We start from the raw sequence: 21,233 nt of genomic DNA, 5'->3' as shown, positions 1-21,233 counted from the left end.
CACTCCATGACCCTCACCACTGCCACCTCAACTCCGGCCGCCGTCACGGCAGTTGATCGGCCGACTGAGCGCCGGGGCCGCAGGCGTCCCGGCGCCTGGCTCGCCGCGGTTCCGCTGCTCGCGTTCGTCGCGCTCGCCTTCGGCGTCCCGGCCCTCGCCATGCTGAACGGCGCGCTGTCCGTCAATGGCTCGTACGGGCTCGGCAACATGAGCCAGTCCGTGCACGGCGCGTACTGGACGGCCCTGCTCGGCAGCGTGAAGCTCGCGGCAACCACCGCGGCCATCGCCGCCGTGCTCGGCCTGCTGCTCGCGCAGGCCGTCGTCACCTCGCGCGGCAAGGCGCTGCGCGAGGCCGTGCTCACCGCCTCGGGCGTGCTCGCCAACTTCGGCGGTGTGCCCCTGGCCTTCGCCTTCGTCGCCACCCTCGGCAACGCGGGCGTCCTCACCACCGAGCTGGGCCTGGCCGAGCACGGCTGGAGCCTCTACAGCTTCTGGGGCCTGGCTCTGACCTACCTGTACTTCCTCATTCCGCTGATGGTGCTCACCGTGGCACCGGCCCTGGACGGGCTGCGCCCGCAGTGGCGCGAGGCGGCCCGGAGCAGCGGCGCGAACGCCTGGCAGTACTGGCGCCATGTCGGCGTCCCGGTGCTGCTTCCCACCCTGCTCGGCGGCTTCGTCCTGCTGTTCGGCAGCGCGTTCGCCGCGTACGCCACGGCCGCCTCGATGGTGGGCAGTTCGGTGCCGCTGGTCACGATGCAGATCGCGGACGCCCTGTCCGGCAACGTGCTGGTCGGCCAGGAGAACGTGGCGCTCGCGCTCAGCCTCGACATGGTGATCGTCGCCCTGCTCGTCATGGCCGTGCACCTGCCCCTTCAGCGAAGGAGCGCCCGATGGCTCGCCTGACCCACCCCCTGCGCCCGTGGCGCGGCGCGGTCCTGCTGATCGCGGGCGCCTACTTCCTGGTGCCGCTGCTCGCCTCCCTCGTGTTCACGGTGGACGTGCCCGGGCAGGGCTTCACCCTGGACTCGTACACGCAGATCTTCAGTGCCGACGGGTTCACCGCGGCGCTGCTCAGGTCGGTCGGGCTCGCCCTGTGCACGGTCGCGCTCGCCCTGCTCCTGACGCTGCCGGCCGCGCTCGCGGTGCGGCTCTCCGGCTCGGGGCGGCTGCGGGCGGTGCTCGAAGTGGTGTGCACGCTGCCGCTCGTGGTGCCGCCGGTCGCGCTGGTCGCGGGCCTGGGCACGGTCCTCAAGTGGGGTCCCGACCATCTCGCCACGACCCCGCTGTACCAGACGTTCGTCGCGATCCAGAACCCGTCGTTCCCGCTGGTCCTGGTCTTCGCGTACGTCGTGATGGCGCTGCCGTTCGTGTACCGCTCGCTGGACGCGGGCCTTCGGGCCGTCGATGTGCGCACCCTGGTGGAGGCCGCCCGCGATCTGGGCGCTTCCTGGCCGCGGGCGCTGTTCGCGGTCGTGCTGCCCAATCTGCGCACCGCGCTCCTCAATGCCTCGTTCCTGGCGCTGGCCCTGGTGCTCGGCGAGTTCACCGTGGCCTCGCTGCTCGGGTTCCAGCCGTTCGCGGTGTGGATCGTGCAGGCCTCCGGCGACAACGCCCAGCTGTCGGTGGCCGTTTCGCTGCTCAGCCTGCTGCTCACCTGGGGGCTGCTGCTTGTCGTGACCGGCCTCGCCCGCACCCGTGGCACCCGCACGTCTCGTAAGAAGGAAACCGCCTGATGACCACCGCACCGCCGCGCACCGGCACCGCCCTCACCATCCGGGGCCTGCGCCGCACCTTCGGGTCCGCCGTGGCCCTCGACGGGCTCGACCTCGATGTCGCGCCGGGTGAACTCCTGGCGCTGCTGGGCCCGTCGGGCTGCGGCAAGACCACCGCACTGCGGGTCCTCGCGGGGTTCGAGCGGCCCGACGCCGGCGAGGTGCTGCTGGACGGCGAGGACATCGTGCCGGTGCCGGCCAACCGGCGCGACACCGGGATGGTCTTCCAGTCGTACAGCCTCTTCCCGCATCTGAGCGCGGCCGACAACGTGGCCTTCGGAATGAAGATGCGCAAGGTCCCCGCTCCCCAACGCCGGGCCCGCGCCGCGGAGTTGATGGAACTGGTGGGCCTGCCCGAGCACGGCGACCGCTTCCCGCACCAGCTGTCGGGCGGCCAGCAGCAGCGCGTGGCACTCGCCCGCGCGCTCGCCCTCCAGCCGCGGCTGCTGCTCCTGGACGAGCCGCTCTCCGCCCTGGACGCCAAGGTCCGCGTCCAGCTGCGCGAGGAGATCCGGCGCCTCCAGCTGGAGCTCGGCATCACGACCGTGTTCGTCACCCACGACCAGGAGGAGGCCCTCTCGATGGCCGACAAGGTCGCGGTGATGAAGGGCGGACGGCTCGAACAGTGCGCGGCCCCGGCCGAGTTGTACGACCGTCCGGCGACCGCGTTCGTGGCGTCGTTCGTCGGCACGATGAACCGGGTCCCGGGCAAGCCGGCCCCCGACGGCCACGCCGAGGTGCTCGGCGTACGGCTGCCGGTGGACGGCCCGGCGGCGGGCTCGGTGTTTCTGCTGCGCCCGGAGGCCCTGGAGGTGACGGAAGGAGGCCCCGACACCGTGACGTCCTCCTCCTTCCACGGCGCGAGCACCCGCCTGACCGTGCGGCTGGCGGACGGCACCGAGGTCAAGGCCGACCTGCCCTCGCACGCCGCCGGTTCGTTCGGCGCGGGCGCGAGCGTCACCGTGCGGCCGCGGCAGCGTCCCGTCCTCGCGGCCGGTGAGGCGGCGTGAGCGGGCTGCGGGCGGTCCTGTTCGACATGGACGGCACCCTCGTCGACACGGAGGAGGCCTGGGTGGAGGTCGTCGAGAAGGCAGCGGCCCGCTACGGGCACGCCCTGGTCGGCGAGGAGCGCCGCTCGGTGTACGGCCGCTCGGTGGAGGACACGGCGGAGCTGCTGTACGTGTCGTTGGGCGCCCGGCGCGAGGAGCTGGCGGCGGAACTGGGCGCGGACTTCACAGCGCGCCTGGCGGACGGCGCCGAACCCCGCCCGGGAGCCCTCCGACTCCTGCGCACCTTGCGGGAGTCGGGGGTGCTGACCGCACTGGTATCGGCATCACCGAGCGCGATAGTGCGCAGGGTCGCGACCTCCCTGGACGGTCACCGTTTCGACGCGGTGTACGGGGCTCAGGACACCGAGCGCACCAAGCCCGCGCCGGACCCGTACCTGGCGGCGGCCGCGGCGCTCGGCGCGGACCCCGCGCGGTGTGTGGCGGTCGAGGACACGGCGACGGGCGTGGCGTCGGCGGAGGCGGCGGGGTGCGCGGTGCTCGCGGTGCCGTCGGTGGAACCCATAGCGCCCGCCGCGGGCAGAACGGTGCTGACTAGTCTGGAGGAGGCGGACCTCACCTTGCTCCGCTCAATGATTGCCAGTTGAGGGGGTCCGGGGTGTCCAGCAAGTCGCCGCTCTACCGGAAAGTGGCCGGTGATCTGCGGACCGCCATCGCGGCGGGCGAGTACGGTTCGGGCGCGCGGCTGCCCGCCGAGGACGAACTGGCCCGCCGGTACGGCGTGTCGAGGGGCACGGTCCGCCAGGCCCTCGCGTCGTTGCGTGCCGACGGCCTGGTGACCTCCCGCCGCGGCGCCCGCCGGGTGGTCCTCGGCGGCGCGCCCCGCCTGCAGAGCTTCGGGGAGCTGCGCTCGTTCGCCCGCTGGGCCCGCTCGCTGGGCGAGGAGCCGGGCGGCCGGACGGTGGCGGTGGACCCGGCGGAGGCAACGGAGGAAGAGGCGAACCACCTTCAACTGCCGCCTGGTGCAGGGGTGTTCAAGGTGATGCGCGTACGCACGCTGTCGGGCGTGCCGGTGATGGTGGAGCGCTCGACGTACCCGGAGCGGATCGGACGGCTGGTGGCCGCGATGGACGTGGACGAGGTGTCCCACTCCCGTCAACTGGAACTGCACGGCGTCCTGTTCACGGACGCGCACCACACGATCGACGTGGCGTCGGCGGACGCGGACGACGCGAAGCTGCTCGGCTGCGGGGCAGGCCATGCCCTCCTGCGCGAACGCCGCCGCTCGACGGACCCGGCGGGCACGCCGGTGGAGTGGTCGGAGGACCGCTATCTGCCGGGGACGGTGGCGTTCACGGTGCACAACTCGGTGGCGTCGAGTGCGTTGGGGAGACAGTTGGGGGAGGAGTGAGGCGGGGCTCGTCCGGGCCCCCAGGATCACCCCACACATCACGAAGGCCCGCCCCGCCCCCGGAGGGGCGGGGCGGGCCTCGTCACAGGTGGACCGACTGCCGGCTCAGCAGCCGAAGTCGACCAGCCGGAACGTGACGTAGTGGTCGGCGGTGTAGTAGTCCTCGTGGGTCTTCTCGCCCGTGATGATCCGGCGGGTGCCGCGCGTCGGTGCGCCCGGGGTGATCACCGTGTACTCGTGGTAGTAGCCGCTGCTCTGGCTCGGCAGTACGTGCTCGCGGTTGTCGAAGACGATGCCGTCCCTGGGGTACGGGAACGGGCCGCCCTGGTCGATGAGGCCGATCGTGTCGTGGGCCTGGGACGGAAGCGCCGAGTAACAGACGTTGCCGACCGACTTCACGGACACGGAAGAGGGGGCGGCGGCCGAGGCGGTGCCTGCGACCGGACCCGCGAGGAGGGCGGCGGCCACCGCGAAGGCGCCGCCGAGGGCTGCGAAACGTGGGGGGATTGTCATGTGCACCATGATGACGCGCGTAGAGCGGAGGCCGTCAACGTCAACTCCGTTGATTTTTCTACCTGTTAACCGAGGAGGTCATGTGCGTAAGGAACGCGTCACGGGACGTTAACGAACGCGGGGACACCATGTCCGCGCGCCGGGGCCGTAAACCGGTGGACAGCTCTCCTGCTCTGGGTGAGCATCACCGCGATGAACAACGAACCTCTCCCCGCCCCCAGACGCGTCCGCTTCGTCGAGCTCAGCGCAAAGGCACTGCGGGCGCTTGCCGACGGTGACCTCGCCGGCGGCAGCGCCGAGGCCGGGGTCGCCCTTGACGAACACTTCGTCGGTGAGCGGGCCCGCTGGATCTTCGGCTACCGCGCCGACCAGCTCGCCAAGGACCCCTCTGCGGCGCCCTGGATCACGCGCGCCGCGGTGTCCGAGCCGGACGGGGTCGTCGTTGGCGACGCCGGGTTCCACGGGCCGCCGGACGAGGCCGGCGTGGTCGAGGTCGGCTATTGCGTCGTGCCCGGGTACCGCCGCCAGGGCTACGGCCGCGCCATGCTCAGGGCGCTGCTCGTGAGGGCCGCGGCCGAACCCGGCGTCAGGACCGTGCGCGCCAGGATCGGATCCGACAACACCGCCTCCCTGGCCTGCATCGAGGGCTTCGGCTTCACGCGCGTCGGCGAGCAGGGCAACGAGCGCGACGGACTCACGATCATCTTCGAGGTCCCGGCAGACGCCCTTCAGGCCTGACCGCTTTACGATCCTTGTGCCATGGGGATCGCGGCATGGTGATCGGTCGCCGAGCAGTTCCGCGCCCGTTCAGGCGTGAAGGCGAGCCGTTCCGCGCCCGTCCGAGCCTGAAGCCGAACAGTTCCGCCGCCGTCCACGCGTGAAGGCGCCCCCCAAGCCCGTAACCCCGCCAGCCATACGCAACCCGAGCCCCCCGCACCTACCTCGACCCGTACACCACCCCCGGAGTCTCCGCCTCCGCAAGGAGTTTCAGCGTCGCCTCGCCCGCCTCCCGCGGGGTCCAGCGCGCGCCCTTGTCGCTGGTCGGGCCCGGGCGCCAGCCCTCCATCACGGTGATGCGGCCCGCCTCCGCCTCGAAGACCCGGCCCGTGACGCCCTCGCTCGCCGCCGAGCCCAGCCACACCACGAGGGGTGAGACGTTCTCCGGGGCCATCGCGTCGAACGCGCCGACCGCGCCCGGCGCCGCCATCGCCTCCGCGAACGTCCCCTCGGTCATCCGGGTGCGGGCCGCCGGGGCGATCGCGTTGACCTGGACTCCGTACCGGCCCATCTCGGCCGCCGCGACCAGGGTGAGGCCCACGATCCCGGCCTTCGCGGCGCTGTAGTTGCCCTGCCCGACCGAGCCCAGAAGGCCCGCTCCGGAGCTGGTGTTGACCACCCTCGCCGCGACCTCCCGGCCCGCCTTCGCCTCGGCGCGCCAGTACGCGGCGGCGTGCTTCAGCGGCAGGAAGTGGCCCTTGAGGTGGACCCGCATGACCGCCTCCCAGTCGTCCTCGTCCAGGTTGACCAGCATCCGGTCGCGCAGGAACCCCGCGTTGTTGACCAGGGTGTGCAGCGCCCCGAACGCGTCGAGCGCCGTCGCGATCAGCGAGGCCGCGCCCTGGGTCGTCGCGATGTCCCCGCCGTGCGCCACCGCCTCGCCGCCCGCCGCCTGGATCTCGTCCGCCACGGACTGCGCGGGGCCGGCCGATCCGCCCTCCCCGTCGACCCCGACCCCCAGGTCGTTGACCACGACCCGCGCCCCCTGCTCGGCGAACGCCAGCGCATGGGCGCGGCCAAGACCCCGTCCCGCGCCGGTCACGATCACGACGCGCCCCTCGCACAGACCGCTCATCTTCCGTTCCCTTCGGGCTTGTTGACGTTTGCGGCCGACAGGAACGCCGGGCGCTCTCCGCCGCCGTGGACAAGGAGCGACGCGCCGCTGATGTACGACGCCTTCGCCGAAGCCAGGAAGACCGCGGCCTCCCCCACCTCCTCCGGCTCGGCGAGCCGGCCGAGCGGCACGGTTTCGCCAACGCGCGCGATGCCCTCCGCGTCGCCGTAGTGCAGCTCGCTCAGTTCCGTGCGGACCATTCCGAGGACCAGGGTGTTCACCCGGACCTCGGGCGCCCACTCCACCGCCATCGAGCGGGCCAGGCTCTCCAGGCCCGCCTTCGCGGCGCCGTACGCGGCCGACCCGGGCGAGGGCCGCCCCCCGCTCACGCTGCCGATCATCACGACCGAGCCGCGAGCCGCCCGCAGATACGGCCGGGCGGCCAGCGAGGCGGAGAGCGGGGCCGTCAGATTCAGGTCGATCACGCGCGCGTGGCGCTCGGCCTCACCCTCGTCGAGCAGCCGGTACGGGGTGCCGCCCGCGTTGTTGACCAGCGCGTCGAGGCGCCCGTAGTCGACGGCGACCTTGGCGAAGAAGGCTCGTACGGCATCGGGGTCGCGCAGGTCGAGCGGGCGGAACTCGGCCTTGCGGCCGTCGAGTTCGACGGGATCGTCGGGCGGTCTGCGGGCGCACACGATCACGTCCGCGCCCGCCCCGAGGAACGCCTTCGCGATGCCCGCGCCCACGCCCCGGGTGCCACCGGTGACGACGACTGCCTTCCCGGCCAGCTCCATCCGCTGCTACCTTCCTGACTCAACACCTGACCTAACAAATGTTTGGTGGAAAGGTAGCTGATCCGCCCATGGGTGTCTCCACCTCCAGCCCCGAGAAGGGGATTTGCCTCGTCACGGTCGACTTCCCACCCGTCAACGCCCTTCCCGTCAAGGGCTGGTACGAGCTCGCCGACGCGGTCCGCGCGGCCGGCCGCGACCCCGAGAACCGCTGCGTGGTACTCGCCGCCGAGGGCCGAGGCTTCAACGCCGGGGTCGACATCAAGGAGATGCAGCGCGACCCCGGCCACAGCGCCCTCATCGGCGCGAACCGGGGCTGCTACGAGGCGTTCGCCGCGGTGTACGAGTGCGAGGTGCCGGTCGTCGCGGCGGTCGGCGGGTTCTGCCTCGGCGGCGGCATCGGCCTGGCCGGCAACGCGGACGCGATCGTGGCGAGCGACGACGCCGTCTTCGGCCTGCCCGAACTGGACCGGGGCGCGCTCGGCGCCGCCACCCATCTCGCCCGCCTGGTCCCCCAGCACCTCATGCGCGCGCTGTACTACACCTCGCGCACCGCGACGGCCCAGGAGCTGCACGCCCACGGCTCGGTGTGGAAAGTCGTCCCCCGCGATGAACTCCCAGCCGCAGCACTGGAGTTGGCACGCGAGATCGCCAGCAAGGACGGCACTCTGATCCGGCTCGCCAAGGCCGCCATCAACGGCATCGACCCCGTCGACGTACGCCGCAGCTACCGCTTCGAGCAGGGCTTCACCTTCGAGGCCAACCTCAGCGGCGTCGCCGACCGCGTCCGCGACACGTTCGGAGCACCTGACACCTCCGGCGCACCGGCCACCGAGGAGGCCCCGCAGTGACGGACAAGACCATGACCCCCGAGGACGTCGTCGCGCGGCTGCGCAGCGGCATGACCATCGGCATCGGCGGCTGGGGCTCGCGCCGCAAACCGATGGCGCTGGTGCGCGCCCTGCTCCGCTCCCCCGTCACCGACCTCACGGTGATCTCGTACGGCGGCCCGGACGTCGGCCTGCTCGCCGCCGCCGGGAGGATCCGCAAACTGGTCGCGCCGTTCGCGACGCTCGACTCGATCCCGCTGGAGCCGCAGTTCCGCGCCGCTCGCCAGGCGGGCGCGTTCGAGCTGATGGAGATCGACGAGGCGATGTTCATGTGGGGGCTGCACGCGGCCGCCAACCGGCTGCCGTTCCTTCCGGTCCGCGCGGGCATCGGCTCCGACGTCATGCGCGTCAACCCGGCGCTGCGTACCGTCACTTCACCGTACGAGGACGGCGAGACGTTCGTCGCGATGCCGGCGCTGCGCATGGACGCGGCGCTCGTCCACCTGGGCCGTGCGGACCGGCTCGGCAACGGCCAGTACCTGGGCCCGGACCCGTACTTCGACGACCTGTTCTGCGAGGCAGCCGACAGCGCGTACGTCTCCTGCGAGCGCATCGTGGACGGCTTCGGAGCCGCCGTGCCGCAGTCCTTGCTGGTCAAGCGGTATGCGGTGACCGGCGTCGTGGAGAGCCCGAACGGCGCGCACTTCACGTCCTGCGTGCCCGACTACGGCCGTGACGAGCCGTTCCAGAAGCTGTACGCGACCACACCCTGGCCCGAGTTCGCCGAGCGCTTCCTGTCCGGGCCCGACGAGAAGTCCTACCAGTCGGCAGTGCAGAGCTGGCACGAGGAGCAGAAATGACGACCGGCACCGTGCGGGTGTCCCGCTCCGAGTACTGCGTGATCGCCTGTGCCGAGGCCTGGCGCGACAACGGGGAGGTCCTCGCGAGCCCGATGGGCCTGATCCCCTCGGTCGGCGCGCGGCTCGCCCGGCGCACCTTCTCGCCCGACCTGCTGCTCACCGACGGCGAGGCGATGCTGGTCGGCCTCGACGGCGAACCCGAGGGCTGGCTGCCGTACCGCCGGCACCTCGCGATGGTCACCGGCGGGCGGCGGCACGTGATGATGGGCGCGAGCCAGATCGACCGGTTCGGCAACCAGAACATCTCCTGCATCGGCGACTGGAACCAGCCCACCCGCCAGCTCCTCGGCGTACGCGGCGCACCGGTCAACACCCTCAACAATCCGGTGAGTTACTGGGTACCGAAGCACTCGACCCGGGTCTTCGTGCCGAAGGTCGACATGATCAGCGGGGTGGGTTACGACAGCGCGGCGGCCGCGGGCCCGTCCGCGACGCGCTACCACCGGATCCCGCGCGTGGTGAGCGACCTGGGCGTCTTCGACTTCGCGACGCCGGACCACGCGATGCGGGTGGTGTCGCTGCATCCGGGAGTGACGGTCGACCAGGTGCGGGAAGCGACGGCATTCGAACTGTCGGGCCTCGACGATCCTGCGTACACCCGTGAACCCACCCCCGAAGAACTCCGCCTCGTCCGAGAGGTCATCGACCCGGACGGCCTGCGTTACCGCGAGGTCAAGCCGTGACGACTCCCCGCCTGGAGACGGCGCTGACGAAGCTGGTCGGCGTCCGGCATCCGATCGTGCAGACGGGCATGGGCTGGGTCGCGGGCCCCCGCCTGGTCTCGGCCACCGCGAATGCGGGCGCGCTCGGCATCCTCGCCTCCGCCACGATGACGACCGAGCAGTTGGGGCGGGCGGTGCGCGAGGTCAAGTCCCGTACGGAGGAGCCGTTCGGGGTCAATCTGCGGGCCGATGCCTCCGATGCCCGCGAGCGGGTCCGGATCATCATCGACGAGGGGGTGCGCGTCGCGTCCTTCGCCCTCGCCCCCTCCCGCGAGCTCATCGCCGAGCTGAAGGACGCGGGCGTCGTCGTGATCCCCTCGATCGGCGCGCGGCGGCATGCCGAGAAGGTCGCGGCATGGGGCGCGGACGCGGTGATCGTGCAGGGCGGCGAGGGCGGTGGCCACACCGGCGAGGTGGCAACTACGGTTCTGCTGCCGCAGGTTGTGGACGCGGTCGGCATTCCGGTGATCGCGGCGGGCGGCTTCCACGACGGCCGGGGCCTGGTGGCCGCGCTCGCCTACGGCGCGGCGGGCGTGGCGATGGGCACCCGCTTCCTGCTGACCTCCGACTCCACGGTGCCGGACGCGGTGAAGGCGAAGTACCTGGAAGCCACGGTCAAGGACATCACCGTGACGACGGCCGTGGACGGACTGCCGCACCGCATGCTCCGTACGGAACTCGTCGCGTCGCTGGAAGGAGCCGGCCGCCTCGGGGCGCTGGCGCGGGCGGTGCGCCGGGCGGCCGGCTTCCGGAAGATCTCCGGCCTGACCTGGCCCCAACTGGTCAGGGACGGCCTGGCGATGAAGCACGGCAAGGACCTGACGTGGAGTCAGGTGTTGCTGGCGGCCAACACTCCGATGCTGCTGAGGGCGTCGATGGTCGAGGGCCGCACCGATCTCGGCGTGATGGCCTCGGGCCAGGTGGCCGGGCTGATCGAGGACCTCCCGAGCTGCGAGGAACTGATCAACCGGGTGCTGACCGAGGCAGCGCACGTGCTCGCCACCCTGCCGACGGCGGCAGGGTGAATCCCCTTCACCCGCACGGGAGTTGATCCCCCCCATGAACCACCACTACCACTACCATGACCGCTCCGTCCGCAAGGTGACACGTGCCAGGGCGGCGACCGCCGTGGTCGCCGCGATCCTGGCGGTGGGCGCGCCGATGGCGGAGCCTGCCGTGGCTGTCGGCGGCGTCGCGCACCGGCTGGAGGCGTCGCCGATCCACCAGGTCGTGCTGCAGGGCGCGGTCAACGTCCGTGACCTGGGCGGCTACTGGACGTACGACGGGAAACAGGTGCGGTACGGGGGCGCCTACCGGGCCGATGCCCTGAACAAGGCGACGGACGCGGACGTCACGACGCTCTCGCGGCTCGGCCTGCGCGAGGTGGTCGACTTCCGGGTGCCGCTGGAGCTCCAGTACGACGGCCCCGACCGCCTCCCCGCCGGGCTCGCGCCGACCGCACGCCCGGTCTCCGACAGCGGCCTGTACGCGCAGATGCTGGCCGCGATCGGCTCCAGGGACCCGGCGAAGCAGGACGCGATGCTGGGCCACGGCAAGGCGGAGGCGCTCATGCGGACGGTGTACCAGGACTTCGTCTCGGACCCGGCGAGCAGAGCGCAGTTCGGGTCGACACTGAAGGACCTGGCGGCCGGGCGCGGCCCCCTGCTCTTCCACTGCACCTCGGGCAAGGACCGTACAGGGTGGGAGAGTTATGTACTCCTGCGCGCGCTGGGCGTACCGGACGCGACGGCCCAGCAGGACTACCTGGCGTCCAACGGCTTCCGGGCGGCGGCGGACGCGGCACTGCGGGCGGGCCTGAAGCAGTCGGGCATGATGCAGAACCCGGACCTGCTGATCCCGCTGCAGGAGGTGCGCCTCGACTACCTGGACGCGGCGCTGGCCCAACTGTCGTCCCAGTACGGCGACTTGTATGGGTACCTGACGCAGGGGCTGGGCCTGAGCCTGCGCGACCTGGCGGCGCTGCGGTCCCGGCTGGTGAACTGACTCAGGCGGAGGCGTGCGGGGCCCTTCGCGGGCGGCGGGGTGAGGTTCCGCGGGGCTGGGCCCCGGGCCCCGCCGCCTCCGCGACGCGGGGGTCCGGGCGCGGGGCCCCTGCGGGGTGCGGGCCCCTCGATTCGCGCAGTTCCCCGCGCCCCCAAACCCGCCTTCACGCGCGGGCCGTACGTGGCTGATCGCGCAGTTCCCCGCGCCCCTGTAGGGCACCCGGTACCGCTCGGCGGGATCCGCACGTGTCACAGCCCCGCGCCCCTGGCAGGATCCGTGCTGGCCTGCGTCGGGGCGTCTTCAGCCTGTCCGGCGTTTGAGGACGAGCGCCCTTCAGGCGCGAACGGGGTCTGGGGCGGAGCCCCAGCGCACCCTGGTGGGGAAGAAATCAGGCGCCGGAGCGGCGCCCTCGCCCACCCTGCCCGCGGGAAGCCGCACCCTGCCCACGCCCACCCTGCGAACGGGACGCGGCACCCTGCCGAGCAGAACCGGAGCCCTGCCGGGCAGAGGCGGAACCCTGCGCGCGGGGTGCGGACGCCTGGGCCGCGCCGCGCGAGCCCTGGCCGCCGCGGCGGCCCCGGCTGCGCCCGGAAGCCGCACGCTTGGGCTCCGGCTGAGCCGGCACCTCGATGACCACGGGCACACCGGAGGGCTCCCGCGCCCCCGTGACCCGTACAAGCTCCTCGGAGCTCGACTTGATCTCCGCCGTCCGGGGACGGATCCCCGCGAACGACATGAGCTTGGTCATCTCGCGCTTCTCCTCGGGCAGCACGAGCGTGACGACGCTGCCCGACTCGCCCGCCCGAGCGGTACGCCCACCGCGGTGGAGGTAGTCCTTGTGGTCGGTCGGCGGGTCGACGTTGACGACGAGGTCCAGGTCGTCGACGTGGATGCCTCGCGCGGCGACGTTCGTCGCGACCAGCGCGGTGACCTGGCCGTTCTTGAACTGGTCCAGCGTGCGGTTGCGCTGCGGCTGTGAGCGGCCGCCGTGCAGGCCCGCCGCGCGGACACCGCTGGAGAGCAGCCGCTTGACCAGCCGGTCCACGGACCGCTTGGTGTCCAGGAACATGATCACGCGGCCGTCGCGCGCCGCGATCCGCGTGGTGACGGCCTTCTTGTCGGTCTCGTCCATCACGTACAGGACGTGGTGTTCCATCGTGGTGACCGCGCCGGCCGACGGGTCGACGGAGTGCACCACCGGGTCGGTGAGGAACATCCGGACCAGGCGGTCGATGTTGGCATCCAGGGTCGCCGAGAACAGCATCCGCTGGCCGTCCGGCTCGACCTGCTTGAGCAGCGCGGTGACCTGGGGCATGAAGCCCATGTCGGCCATCTGGTCGGCCTCGTCGAGGACGGTGATGGCGACGTTCTCCAGGGAACAGTCGCCGCGTTCTATGAGGTCCTTGAGCCGGCCCGGGGTGGCGACCATGACCTCGGCGCCTCGGCGCAGCGATCCCGCCTGCTTGGTGATGGAGAGCCCGCCGACGACGGTGGTGAGGCGCAGGTTGACGGCCGTCGCGTACGGCGTGAGGGCGTCGGTGACCTGCTGCGCGAGCTCACGCGTCGGTACGAGGACGAGGGCGAGCGGCGCCTTGGGCTCGGCGCGCCGGCCCGCGGTGCGGGCAAGCAGGGCGAGGCCGAAGGCGAGGGTCTTGCCGGAGCCGGTGCGGCCGCGGCCGAGGATGTCGCGGCCGGCGAGCGAGTTCGGCAGGGTGGCGCCCTGGATCGGGAACGGCTCGGTCACGCCCTGGGCGTCGAGCGTCTTGAGGAGCGCCGCGGGCATGTCCAGGTCGGCGAAGGCCTCGACGGCGGGCAGCGCGGGGGTGAGGGTCTCCGGCAGCTTGAATTCGCCCTGCGGCGCCATGGTCCTGCCCTTGGCGGGCTTCGAGGACCTGGCGGCGGGCCGGCCGGAACCCCTGCGGGCACCGGAACTGGAACCGGAACCGGAACGGGAGCCGGTACCGGCACCGGAACCGGCACCGGAGCGCTTGCTGGTCATGCGCGTCATACGGAATTTGCCTTCCTGGGACAAGACAGCACAAGCCGGGACCCGCACCTGAGGGTGCGGGCCCCGGCTGCGAAATTCGCGAGCCGCTGGAACCGCGGCTGCAAAATACGCCTCGTCGGCGATTAGGCGGGAACGATGTTCTCCGCCTGCAGGCCCTTCTGGCCCTGGGTGACCTCGAAGGAGACCTTCTGGCCCTCGAGGAGCTCACGGAAGCCGGAGGAGGCGATGTTGGAGTAGTGGGCGAAGACGTCGGGGCCGCCGCCGTCCTGCTCGATGAAGCCGAAGCCCTTTTCCGAGTTGAACCACTTCACGGTGCCAGTAGCCATGTCATTTCTCCTAAGACAGGGGCAGTTCCGGAAATCCGCGGATTTACGGATTCCTCGTCGCCGCATTGAGCCCATCCGGAGAAACCCCGGAAACAAATAATGCGCCTGAGGATCATTCCCGTCAGGCGCACATAAAGTATATGGGTACCAAAACTGCAACAGCCACCACGATAGCACGCCGCCCTGCGGCGCGTCCGTGTGACACGTCACCCCGGGGGACCCGCGGACGGGTCCCCCGGCAGCTCACAGCCGCTCGATGATCGTCACGTTGGCCTGGCCGCCGCCCTCGCACATCGTCTGGAGCCCGTAGCGGCCGCCCGTGCGCTCCAGCTCGTGCAGCAGCGTCGTCATCAGCTTGACGCCGGTCGCGCCGAGCGGGTGGCCTAGCGCGATCGCGCCGCCGTTGACGTTGACCCGGGCCGGATCGGCGCCGGTTTCCTTCAGCCAGGCGAGGACGACCGGCGCGAAGGCCTCGTTGATCTCGACCAGGTCGAAGTCGTCGATCTTCATGCCGGTCTTCTTCAGGGCGTGCGCGGTGGCCGGGATCGGGGCGGACAGCATGCGGATGGGGTCCTCACCGCGGACCGAGAGGTGGTGGATGCGGGCGCGCGGGGTCAGCCCGTGCTCGGCGACGGCGCGCTCGGAGGCGATGAGGAGGGCGGCCGCGCCGTCGGAGACCTGCGAGGAGCAGGCCGCGGTGATGGTGCCGCTGTCCACGACGGGCTTGAGGCCGGCCATCTTCTCCAGGGTGGTGTCCCTGCGCGGCCCCTCGTCCGCCGTCACGTCTCCGTACGCGACGGTCTCGCGGGCGAAGCGGCCCTCGTCGATGGCGCGGACGGCCCGCCGGTGCGAGCTCAGCGCGAACTCCTCCATGTCGCGGCGCGAGATCCCCCACTTCTCGGCGATCAGCTGCGCGCCGTGGAACTGGTTGACCGGAGCGTCCCCGTAGCGGGCCCGCCAGCCCTCGCTGCCGAGGTAGGGGCCGTCGGTCAGGCCGAGGGGTTCGGCGGCCTGGCGGGAGGCGAAGGCGATCGGGATCATCGACATGTTCTGGGTGCCGCCCGCCACCACCAGGTCCTGGGTGCCCGAGAGCACGCCCTGCGCGGCGAAGTGGATCGCCTGCTGGGACGAGCCGCACTGGCGGTCGATGGTGACGCCCGGGACCTCTTCCGGCAGGCCCGCCGCCAGCCAGGACGTCCGGGCGATGTCGCCGGCCTGCGGGCCCACGGTGTCCAGGCAGCCGAGGACGACATCCTCGACGGCGGCCGGGTCGACGCCGCTGCGCTCGATCAGCGCCTTCAGGACATGGGCTCCGAGATCCGCGGGGTGGACCGCCGAGAGCCCTCCCCCGCGCCGGCCCACCGGGGTGCGTACCGCTTCGACGATGTAGGCCTCGGACATGCCAACTCCCCAATCACATAAGCGAGTTACGTACGTACGGCGATTCCGTCCAGGACCATCGAGAGGTACTGGCGGGCGATCTCCTCCGGGCTGTGCCCGCCACCGGGGCGGTACCAGGACGCGGCCACCCACACCGTGTCGCGCACGAAGCGGTAGGTGAGGCGGATGTCCAGGTCGGCGCGGAAGGCGTGCGAGGCGACCCCGCGCTCAAGGGTTCCGAGCCATGCCTTCTCGAACTTCTGCTGCGAGTCGGCCAGGTAGTGGAAGCGGGGCAGCGCGACCAGGTGCTTGGACTCCTTCTGGTAGATCGCGACGGCGGCGCGGTGCCGGTCGATCTCCCGGAAGGACTCGGTGACCAGGGCCTCGATGGTCTCCCGCGGGCCGAGCCCGGCGGCGAGCACGGCGTCGTAGCCCTCCCAGAGTTCGTCCAGGAAGGTCGAGAGGATCTCGTCGAGCATCGACTCCTTGGAGTCGAAGTGGTAGTAGAGGCTGCCCGCGAGCAGGCCCGCCTCGTCGGCGATCTTCCGGACGGTCGTGGCGTTGTACCCGTGGGCGGCGAACACCTCGGCCGCCGTGGCGAGGAGTTCGCGACGTCGCTCGGGCGAGGCGGTCACCTGCGTCTTCTTCTTGTTCGTCGGCACCCGCCCATTGTGTCGTCCCCGCTACGCGTGCTGGCTGCTGACGGAGACGACCTCGCCCGTCAGGTACGAGGAGTAGCCGCTGGCCAGGAACACGATGACGTTGGCGACCTCCCAGGGCTCCGCGTAGCGCCCGAACGCCTCGCGGGCGGTGAGCTCTTCGAGGAGTTCGGCGGAGGTGACCTTCACCAGGTGCGGGTGCATGGCGAGGCTGGGCGCGACCGCGTTGACCCGCACGCCGAACTCGGCGGCCTCGATCGCCGCGCACCGGGTGAGCGCCATGACGCCCGCCTTGGCGGCGGCGTAGTGGGCCTGCCCGGCCTGGGCGCGCCAGCCGACGACGGACGCGTTGTTGACGATCACGCCTTGGCGCCCCGAGTCCTTCAAGGCGCGCAGGGCCGCCCTCGTGCAGCGGAAGGTGCCGTTCAGGGTGACGTCGAGGACCTTGGACCACGCTTCGTCACTCATGTCGACGAGGGAGCAAGTGCCGCCGAGTCCTGCGTTGTTGACGACGATGTCGAGTCCGCCGTGTTCGCGGGCGGCGAGCGCGAAGAGGGCGGCGACCTGTTGTTCGTCGGTCACGTCGCAGGGCACGGAGGCGACCTTGCCGGCGCCGAACTCGGCGGCGAGCGCCTGCTCGGTCTCCTTGAGGCGGCGGGCGTGGGCGTCGCCGATGACGATGCGGGCGCCTTCTTCGAGGAGCCTGCGGGCGGTGGCGCCGCCGATCCCGGCGCCGGCCGCGGCCGTGACGACGGCGGTGCGGCCGTCGAGGAGGCCGTGGCCGGGCACGTACTGAGCCTTGTTGTCCGTCACGGCGCCACGTTAACCTACCAAACACTTGTTAGGGAAGGATGGTGTGCCGTACCCATGGACCTGGACCCCACGCCCGACCAGGAGGCCTTCCGGGCCGAGGCGCGCGACTGGCTCGCCGCCCACGTCCCGGCCGTGCCGCTCCCCTCGCTGGAGACGGCGGCCGGCTTCGAAGCCCACCGGAAGTGGGAGGCGCGGATGCACGCGGACCGCTGGTCGGTGGTGTCGTGGCCCGAGGAGTACGGGGGCCGGGGCGTCGACATCTTCAAGTGGCTGGTCTTCGAGGAGGAGTACTTCGCGGCGGGTGGCCCCGGACGCGTCTCGCAGAACGGGATCAACCTGCTCGCGCCCACCCTGTTCGACCACGCGACGCCCGAGCAGCGCGCGCGGATCCTGCCGGGGATGGCGAGCGGCGCGACGATCTGGGCGCAGGCCTGGTCCGAGCCGGAGGCCGGCTCGGACCTCGCTTCCCTGCGGTCCAAAGCGGTGCGCACACAAGGGGGTTGGCTGCTCTCGGGGCAGAAGACCTGGTCGTCGCGGGCCGCGTTCGCCGACCGCGCCTTCGGCATCTTCCGTACGGATCCGGACGCGGCCAAGCCCCACCAGGGCCTCACCTATCTGATGTTCGACCTGCGGGCGCCCGGCGTGACGGTCCGCCCCATCGGCCGCCTCGACGGCAAGCCGGCCTTCGCCGAGCTGTTCCTCGACGGTGTCTTCGTGCCGGACGAGGACGTCATCGGCGAGGTGGGCGCGGGCTGGCGGATCGCCATGTCGACGACCGGCAACGAGCGCGGCCTGATGCTGCGCTCCCCCGGCCGCTTCCTCGCCTCGGCCGCCCGGCTCGTGGAGCTGTGGCGCGCGGCGGGCGACCCGGCGGACACCGCGTTGCGCGACCGGGTCGCGGACGCGGTGATCGGGGCGCGCGCCTATCAGCTCTTCACCAGCGCCAACGCCTCCCGCTTCGCCGCGGGCGAGACCATCGGCGCCGAGTCGAGCCTGAACAAGGTGTTCTGGTCGGAGTACGACATCGCCCTGCACGAGACGGCACTCGACCTGCTCGGCCCGTACGGCGAGCTTTCCGATGACGCCGACGAGGCTCCTGTGTACGGCAGTTGGGCCGAGAACCATGTCTTCTCGCTGGCCGGCCCGATCTACGCGGGGACGAACGAGATCCAGCGCGACATCATCGCCGAGCGCCTGCTCGGCCTGCCGAAGGGCCGCCGATGAGGTTCCTGCTCACCCCGGAACAGCGCGACTTCGCCCACTCCCTGGACGCGATGCTGACCGCCGCCGACACCTCCTCGGCGGTACGGGCCTGGGGCGCGGGGGACTCCGGGCCCGGCCGCGCCCTGTGGTCCCGGCTCGCCGGGGCCGGGGTGTTCGCGCTCGCCGCACCCGAGGCGTACGAGGGGGTCGGGCCGCTTCCCGTCGAACTGGCCGTCGCCTGCGTCGAGTTGGGGCGGCATGCGGCGCCTGGCCCGCTGGTGGAGACGGTCGCTGCATCGGTTCTCCTCGCCCGGCTCGCGGAGCTGGGCGAGGAGGGGCCGGCCAAGCGCCTGCTGCCCGGGGTCGTGTCGGGCGCGTGCGCGGCGAGCGTGCTGTTCCCGGGCGCGAGCCCGTACGCGCTCGACGCGGACGCGGCGGACGTGGTGCTCGCGGTGACCGGCCGGGAGGTGCGGCTCGCGCCGGGCCACGGCCCCGTCCAGCCCTCGGCCGACCCGGCCCGGCGGCTGTCCCGCCCGCTGCCCGGCGGTGAACTCCTCGCCACAGGGCCCCAGGTGGAGGAGTCCGTCGCGTACGCCACGGTCTGGGCGCGGCTCGCCGCGGCAGGCCAGTGCCTCGGGATCGCGGAGGCACTGCTCGCCCGGACCGTGGCGTACGTCAAGCAGCGCACCCAGTTCGGGGCGCCCATCGGGTCGTTCCAGGCGGTCAAGCACCGGCTCGCGGACACGCTGGTCGCGGTGGAGTTCGCGCGGCCGCTGCTGTACGGGGCGGCGCTGTCGCTCGCGCCGGGCGATGTGGCCGCGGCGAAGGTGACGGCGGGCGAGGCCGCGTACGCCGCCGCCCGGACCGCACTGCAGTTGCACGGTGCGGTGGGCTACACCCAGGAGCTCGACCTGTCGCTGTGGCTGCGGAAGGCGCGTCCGCTGAGGGATGCGTGGGGTTCGCCACCGGAGTGCCGCGCGGCAGTGCTGGGAGGCTGAGCGGGGTTTGTGCTCGGGTACCGGGGCTCTGCCCCCGGGCCCCCGCTCCTCAATCGCCGGAGGGGCTGATTTTTTTTCAGGGCTGACCCGTACGGAGGGGGGCAACGCACCCCGCGGGGTCGCCCTGAGCAACTCAGTGGAGCTGGCCCGTGGGGCGGACCACAACCTGGTTGACCTCTACCCCGGCCGGCTGGGCCAGCGCCCACACGATCGCTTCGGCCACGTTCTCCGGGGTCATCGCGGGGCCGTCCGGGACCACACCCGTCGAGTGGCTCTCCCAGAACGGGCTGTCCACGCGGCCCGGCGCGACCAGGGTCACGCCGACGCCCGAGCCGGTGACCAGGACGCGGGTGTTCTCCGCGAGCGAGGTCAGCGCGCCCTTGGTCACCGAGTACATGTTGCCCGGGGTGTTCTTGACCCCCGCCGTGCTGCCCACCATCACGATGCGGCCGCCACTCTCGGTGAGCGCGGGCAGCGCGGCCTTCACCAGGACCGCCGGGCCGAGCACATTGACCATGAACATCTCGCGCCAGTGCTCGGGGTCGCCGTTGGCGAGGTTGTCGTGGGTGGAGAAACCGGCGTTGGCGACGACGTGGTCGAGCCGCCCGAAGTTCTTGACGGTCGCCTCGACGGCCGCGCCGATCGACGCGAGGTCGGTGGTGTCGGCGGCAACCGCCAACACCCGCTCCCCCGCGCCGAGTTCGGCGGCGAAGGCGTCCAGCTTCGCCTGGTCGCGGCCGGTGACGGCGACCCGGTGGCCGCCGTCCAGGAGCCGCCGGACGGTCGCGGCGCCGATCCCGCTCGCCCCTCCGGTGACAAGGGTGACCGCGCCGTCGTTGTGCTCGCTGTTCATGAACTCCCCTGGATTCTCGGACCCGTCGCATGCCCAGGGCGACCTTAGCGGCCGACGCCTCAGGCGTCTTCGCGCAGGCTCTCCTCCCCGTTGCCGCGCCGCAGCGTGCGCAGGGCGCTGCCGGGTCGCCAGGCCCGTACGACCAGTTCGTCGTTCTCCACGCCCGTGTGGACGACCTCGGTCAGCTCGGCGCGGAAGAGGTGGAACGGCTCGGGCGGCTCGACCTGCGCGGCGTAGGCCGCCTTGACCGCGGGGTCGGTGACCTCCACGGCCCGGCCGCTGACCCGTACGTCACCGTCGGCCATCTCGGCGTCGGGGCCGGGGTTGGCCTGCACCGAGAAGCGCGGGTCGCGGCGCAGGTCGAGGGCCTTCATCGAGTTCGGCATCATGCCGAGCCACAGCTCGCCGTCCCGGATGTCCACCTCAAGGCCGGTCACCCGGGGCGAGCCGTCCTTGCGCAGGGTGGCCAGGACATGGTGCTTGTACTTCTTGAACCGGGCCTCGACGAGCCCGGCGAACTGCGCCTCGACCTGGTGGAACTCCGTCCAGCCGACCGCCGTGGTTCTTGTCTCCTTGGTTGCCATGACCCCAGGAAACCTCAGATACCCGACATCTCCTGTCCGGATTGCCGGGGCGGGAGGGTGACGACCGCCGCGTGCCCCTCCGCCCGTAGCACCGCTGCGCTCTCCCCGGTGAGCACCGCGTCGTACGGACCGAGGCGTACGCCGTCGACCCGGGCGGGGGCGTCGAGCGCGACGATCAGGGCGGGCCCGGAGACGGTGAGTCCGCCCCGCACCACGGCGACCGCCGGGGCGGGGCGGCCCCTGCGGAACATGACGTTGAAGTTGACGACGGGGCCGGCCAGGAGGCGGCAGTCGGTGGGGGCGTCGCCGGGGAAGTGCTGGGGCACGAACCGCTCGTCCACGAGGCGGCGTTGACCGTCCACGGTGAGGTCCATGCCGGCGCCCTCGACGACGGTGAGGATCCGGTCCACGCCGGGGAACCCGGAGAACGGGCCGTCCGCACCGACCTCCGCGAGGCTGACCCGCCACTCGAAGTCGGCCGTCCCCGCGCCTTCGGGGTGGGCGGCGATACCGCGGGTCACCCCACCACCGTTCTTCCACGGCACGGCTCGCCTGGCGGCGGCCCGTAGCGTCCTCACCCTTGCGGCCCCTTTCGCGCGGGGTGGTTC

The 21,233-nt window shown here is 72.0% G+C and carries 24 protein-coding genes; 13 read left to right on the top strand and 11 right to left on the bottom strand.

The window, feature by feature from the left end:
* The first annotated feature begins 6 nt into the window (after positions 1 to 6).
* Genes ABD346_RS35155 through ABD346_RS35135 form a run of 5 tightly spaced genes read left to right on the top strand, consistent with a single transcriptional unit; the run spans position 7 to position 4,190 of the window.
* The gene (locus tag ABD346_RS35155) at positions 7 to 903 is read left to right on the top strand and encodes an ABC transporter permease (RefSeq protein ID WP_344380377.1); all 897 of its coding nucleotides are present in this window, start codon (positions 7 to 9) and stop codon (positions 901 to 903) included.
* Complete coding sequence (locus ABD346_RS35150; protein ID WP_344380376.1) at positions 891 to 1,733, top strand: ABC transporter permease; 843 nt, start codon at positions 891 to 893, stop codon at positions 1,731 to 1,733. The genes ABD346_RS35155 and ABD346_RS35150 overlap by 13 nt, the downstream gene beginning before the upstream one ends.
* Complete coding sequence (locus tag ABD346_RS35145) at positions 1,733 to 2,782, top strand: ABC transporter ATP-binding protein (RefSeq protein WP_344380375.1); 1,050 nt, start codon at positions 1,733 to 1,735, stop codon at positions 2,780 to 2,782. Before ABD346_RS35150 ends, ABD346_RS35145 begins: the two co-directional genes overlap by 1 nt.
* Positions 2,779 to 3,426 carry an HAD family hydrolase gene (locus ABD346_RS35140; RefSeq protein WP_344380374.1) on the top strand — a complete coding sequence of 216 codons (648 nt, stop codon included), beginning with the start codon at positions 2,779 to 2,781 and terminating at the stop codon, positions 3,424 to 3,426. Before ABD346_RS35145 ends, ABD346_RS35140 begins: the two co-directional genes overlap by 4 nt.
* An 11-nt stretch (positions 3,427 to 3,437) precedes the next feature.
* A complete protein-coding gene (locus ABD346_RS35135; RefSeq protein ID WP_344380373.1) occupies positions 3,438 to 4,190 on the top strand; it encodes a GntR family transcriptional regulator in 753 nt (250 codons plus the stop codon).
* A gap of 105 nt (positions 4,191 to 4,295) precedes the next feature.
* On the opposite strand, the gene ABD346_RS35130 is transcribed toward ABD346_RS35135, so the two are convergent.
* A complete protein-coding gene (locus ABD346_RS35130; protein ID WP_344380372.1) occupies positions 4,296 to 4,703 on the bottom strand; it encodes a guanyl-specific ribonuclease in 408 nt (135 codons plus the stop codon).
* A 192-nt stretch (positions 4,704 to 4,895) separates the two neighbouring features.
* On the opposite strand from ABD346_RS35130, the gene ABD346_RS35125 reads away from it, so the two are divergent.
* Complete coding sequence (locus ABD346_RS35125; protein WP_344380371.1) at positions 4,896 to 5,441, top strand: GNAT family N-acetyltransferase; 546 nt, start codon at positions 4,896 to 4,898, stop codon at positions 5,439 to 5,441.
* A 199-nt stretch (positions 5,442 to 5,640) separates the two neighbouring features.
* On the opposite strand, the gene ABD346_RS35120 is transcribed toward ABD346_RS35125, so the two are convergent.
* Positions 5,641 to 6,555: an SDR family oxidoreductase gene (locus tag ABD346_RS35120; RefSeq protein ID WP_344380370.1), complete on the bottom strand. Its 915-nt coding sequence runs from the start codon at positions 6,553 to 6,555 to the stop codon at positions 5,641 to 5,643.
* Entirely contained in the window at positions 6,552 to 7,328 is a 777-nt protein-coding gene (locus tag ABD346_RS35115; RefSeq protein ID WP_344380369.1) for an SDR family oxidoreductase, read from the bottom strand. Before ABD346_RS35115 ends, ABD346_RS35120 begins: the two co-directional genes overlap by 4 nt.
* Positions 7,329 to 7,396: 68 nt before the next feature.
* Between ABD346_RS35115 and ABD346_RS35110 the strand changes: the two genes are divergently transcribed.
* Genes ABD346_RS35110 through ABD346_RS35090 form a run of 5 tightly spaced genes read left to right on the top strand, consistent with a single transcriptional unit; the run spans position 7,397 to position 11,801 of the window.
* Complete coding sequence (locus ABD346_RS35110) at positions 7,397 to 8,176, top strand: enoyl-CoA hydratase family protein (RefSeq protein ID WP_344380368.1); 780 nt, start codon at positions 7,397 to 7,399, stop codon at positions 8,174 to 8,176.
* Entirely contained in the window at positions 8,173 to 9,015 is an 843-nt protein-coding gene (locus tag ABD346_RS35105; protein ID WP_344380367.1) for a CoA transferase subunit A, read from the top strand. Before ABD346_RS35110 ends, ABD346_RS35105 begins: the two co-directional genes overlap by 4 nt.
* On the top strand, positions 9,012 to 9,758 hold the full coding sequence (locus ABD346_RS35100) for a CoA-transferase subunit beta (protein ID WP_344380366.1): 747 nt from the start codon (positions 9,012 to 9,014) through the stop codon (positions 9,756 to 9,758). Before ABD346_RS35105 ends, ABD346_RS35100 begins: the two co-directional genes overlap by 4 nt.
* An 11-nt stretch (positions 9,759 to 9,769) precedes the next feature.
* Complete coding sequence (locus ABD346_RS35095) at positions 9,770 to 10,822, top strand: NAD(P)H-dependent flavin oxidoreductase (RefSeq protein WP_344380393.1); 1,053 nt, start codon at positions 9,770 to 9,772, stop codon at positions 10,820 to 10,822.
* Positions 10,823 to 10,856: 34 nt separating this feature from the next.
* Positions 10,857 to 11,801, top strand: a complete 945-nt coding sequence (locus ABD346_RS35090) for a tyrosine-protein phosphatase (protein ID WP_344380365.1) — start codon at positions 10,857 to 10,859, stop codon at positions 11,799 to 11,801.
* Between the two features lie 388 nt (positions 11,802 to 12,189).
* Here ABD346_RS35090 and ABD346_RS35085 read toward each other — a convergent pair whose 3' ends face one another.
* The 5 genes from ABD346_RS35085 to ABD346_RS35065 form a co-directional block, all read right to left on the bottom strand.
* Positions 12,190 to 13,800 carry a DEAD/DEAH box helicase gene (locus ABD346_RS35085; protein ID WP_344380364.1) on the bottom strand — a complete coding sequence of 537 codons (1,611 nt, stop codon included), beginning with the start codon at positions 13,798 to 13,800 and terminating at the stop codon, positions 12,190 to 12,192.
* Between the two features lie 131 nt (positions 13,801 to 13,931).
* Positions 13,932 to 14,135 (bottom strand): cold-shock protein, encoded by a 204-nt coding sequence (locus ABD346_RS35080; protein ID WP_030362889.1) that lies wholly within the window; start codon positions 14,133 to 14,135, stop codon positions 13,932 to 13,934.
* 243 nt (positions 14,136 to 14,378) lie between these two features.
* Positions 14,379 to 15,536 carry an acetyl-CoA C-acetyltransferase gene (locus ABD346_RS35075; protein ID WP_344380363.1) on the bottom strand — a complete coding sequence of 386 codons (1,158 nt, stop codon included), beginning with the start codon at positions 15,534 to 15,536 and terminating at the stop codon, positions 14,379 to 14,381.
* A 26-nt stretch (positions 15,537 to 15,562) separates the two neighbouring features.
* Positions 15,563 to 16,177: a TetR/AcrR family transcriptional regulator gene (locus ABD346_RS35070; protein WP_344380362.1), complete on the bottom strand. Its 615-nt coding sequence runs from the start codon at positions 16,175 to 16,177 to the stop codon at positions 15,563 to 15,565.
* A 21-nt stretch (positions 16,178 to 16,198) separates the two neighbouring features.
* Positions 16,199 to 16,987 carry an SDR family oxidoreductase gene (locus tag ABD346_RS35065; RefSeq protein WP_344380361.1) on the bottom strand — a complete coding sequence of 263 codons (789 nt, stop codon included), beginning with the start codon at positions 16,985 to 16,987 and terminating at the stop codon, positions 16,199 to 16,201.
* Between the two features lie 54 nt (positions 16,988 to 17,041).
* On the opposite strand from ABD346_RS35065, the gene ABD346_RS35060 reads away from it, so the two are divergent.
* Entirely contained in the window at positions 17,042 to 18,211 is a 1,170-nt protein-coding gene (locus tag ABD346_RS35060) for an acyl-CoA dehydrogenase family protein (RefSeq protein ID WP_344380360.1), read from the top strand.
* On the top strand, positions 18,208 to 19,188 hold the full coding sequence (locus ABD346_RS35055; protein WP_344380359.1) for an acyl-CoA dehydrogenase family protein: 981 nt from the start codon (positions 18,208 to 18,210) through the stop codon (positions 19,186 to 19,188). Before ABD346_RS35060 ends, ABD346_RS35055 begins: the two co-directional genes overlap by 4 nt.
* Positions 19,189 to 19,321: 133 nt before the next feature.
* On the opposite strand, the gene ABD346_RS35050 is transcribed toward ABD346_RS35055, so the two are convergent.
* Genes ABD346_RS35050 through ABD346_RS35040 form a run of 3 tightly spaced genes read right to left on the bottom strand, consistent with a single transcriptional unit; the run spans position 19,322 to position 21,203 of the window.
* Complete coding sequence (locus tag ABD346_RS35050; RefSeq protein ID WP_344380358.1) at positions 19,322 to 20,041, bottom strand: SDR family oxidoreductase; 720 nt, start codon at positions 20,039 to 20,041, stop codon at positions 19,322 to 19,324.
* Positions 20,042 to 20,100: 59 nt separating this feature from the next.
* A complete protein-coding gene (locus tag ABD346_RS35045; RefSeq protein WP_344380357.1) occupies positions 20,101 to 20,625 on the bottom strand; it encodes a pyridoxamine 5'-phosphate oxidase family protein in 525 nt (174 codons plus the stop codon).
* 14 nt (positions 20,626 to 20,639) lie between these two features.
* Positions 20,640 to 21,203 carry a HutD/Ves family protein gene (locus tag ABD346_RS35040; protein WP_344380356.1) on the bottom strand — a complete coding sequence of 188 codons (564 nt, stop codon included), beginning with the start codon at positions 21,201 to 21,203 and terminating at the stop codon, positions 20,640 to 20,642.
* Positions 21,204 to 21,233: the final 30 nt, after the last annotated feature.

Origin of the sequence: Streptomyces mauvecolor (genome assembly GCF_039532965.1) — a bacterium.
Taxonomy (GTDB): Bacteria; Actinomycetota; Actinomycetes; order Streptomycetales; family Streptomycetaceae; genus Streptomyces; species Streptomyces violascens.
Note: the sequence above shows the minus strand (reverse complement) of the source record. Positions and strands in the feature narration are given on the sequence as shown.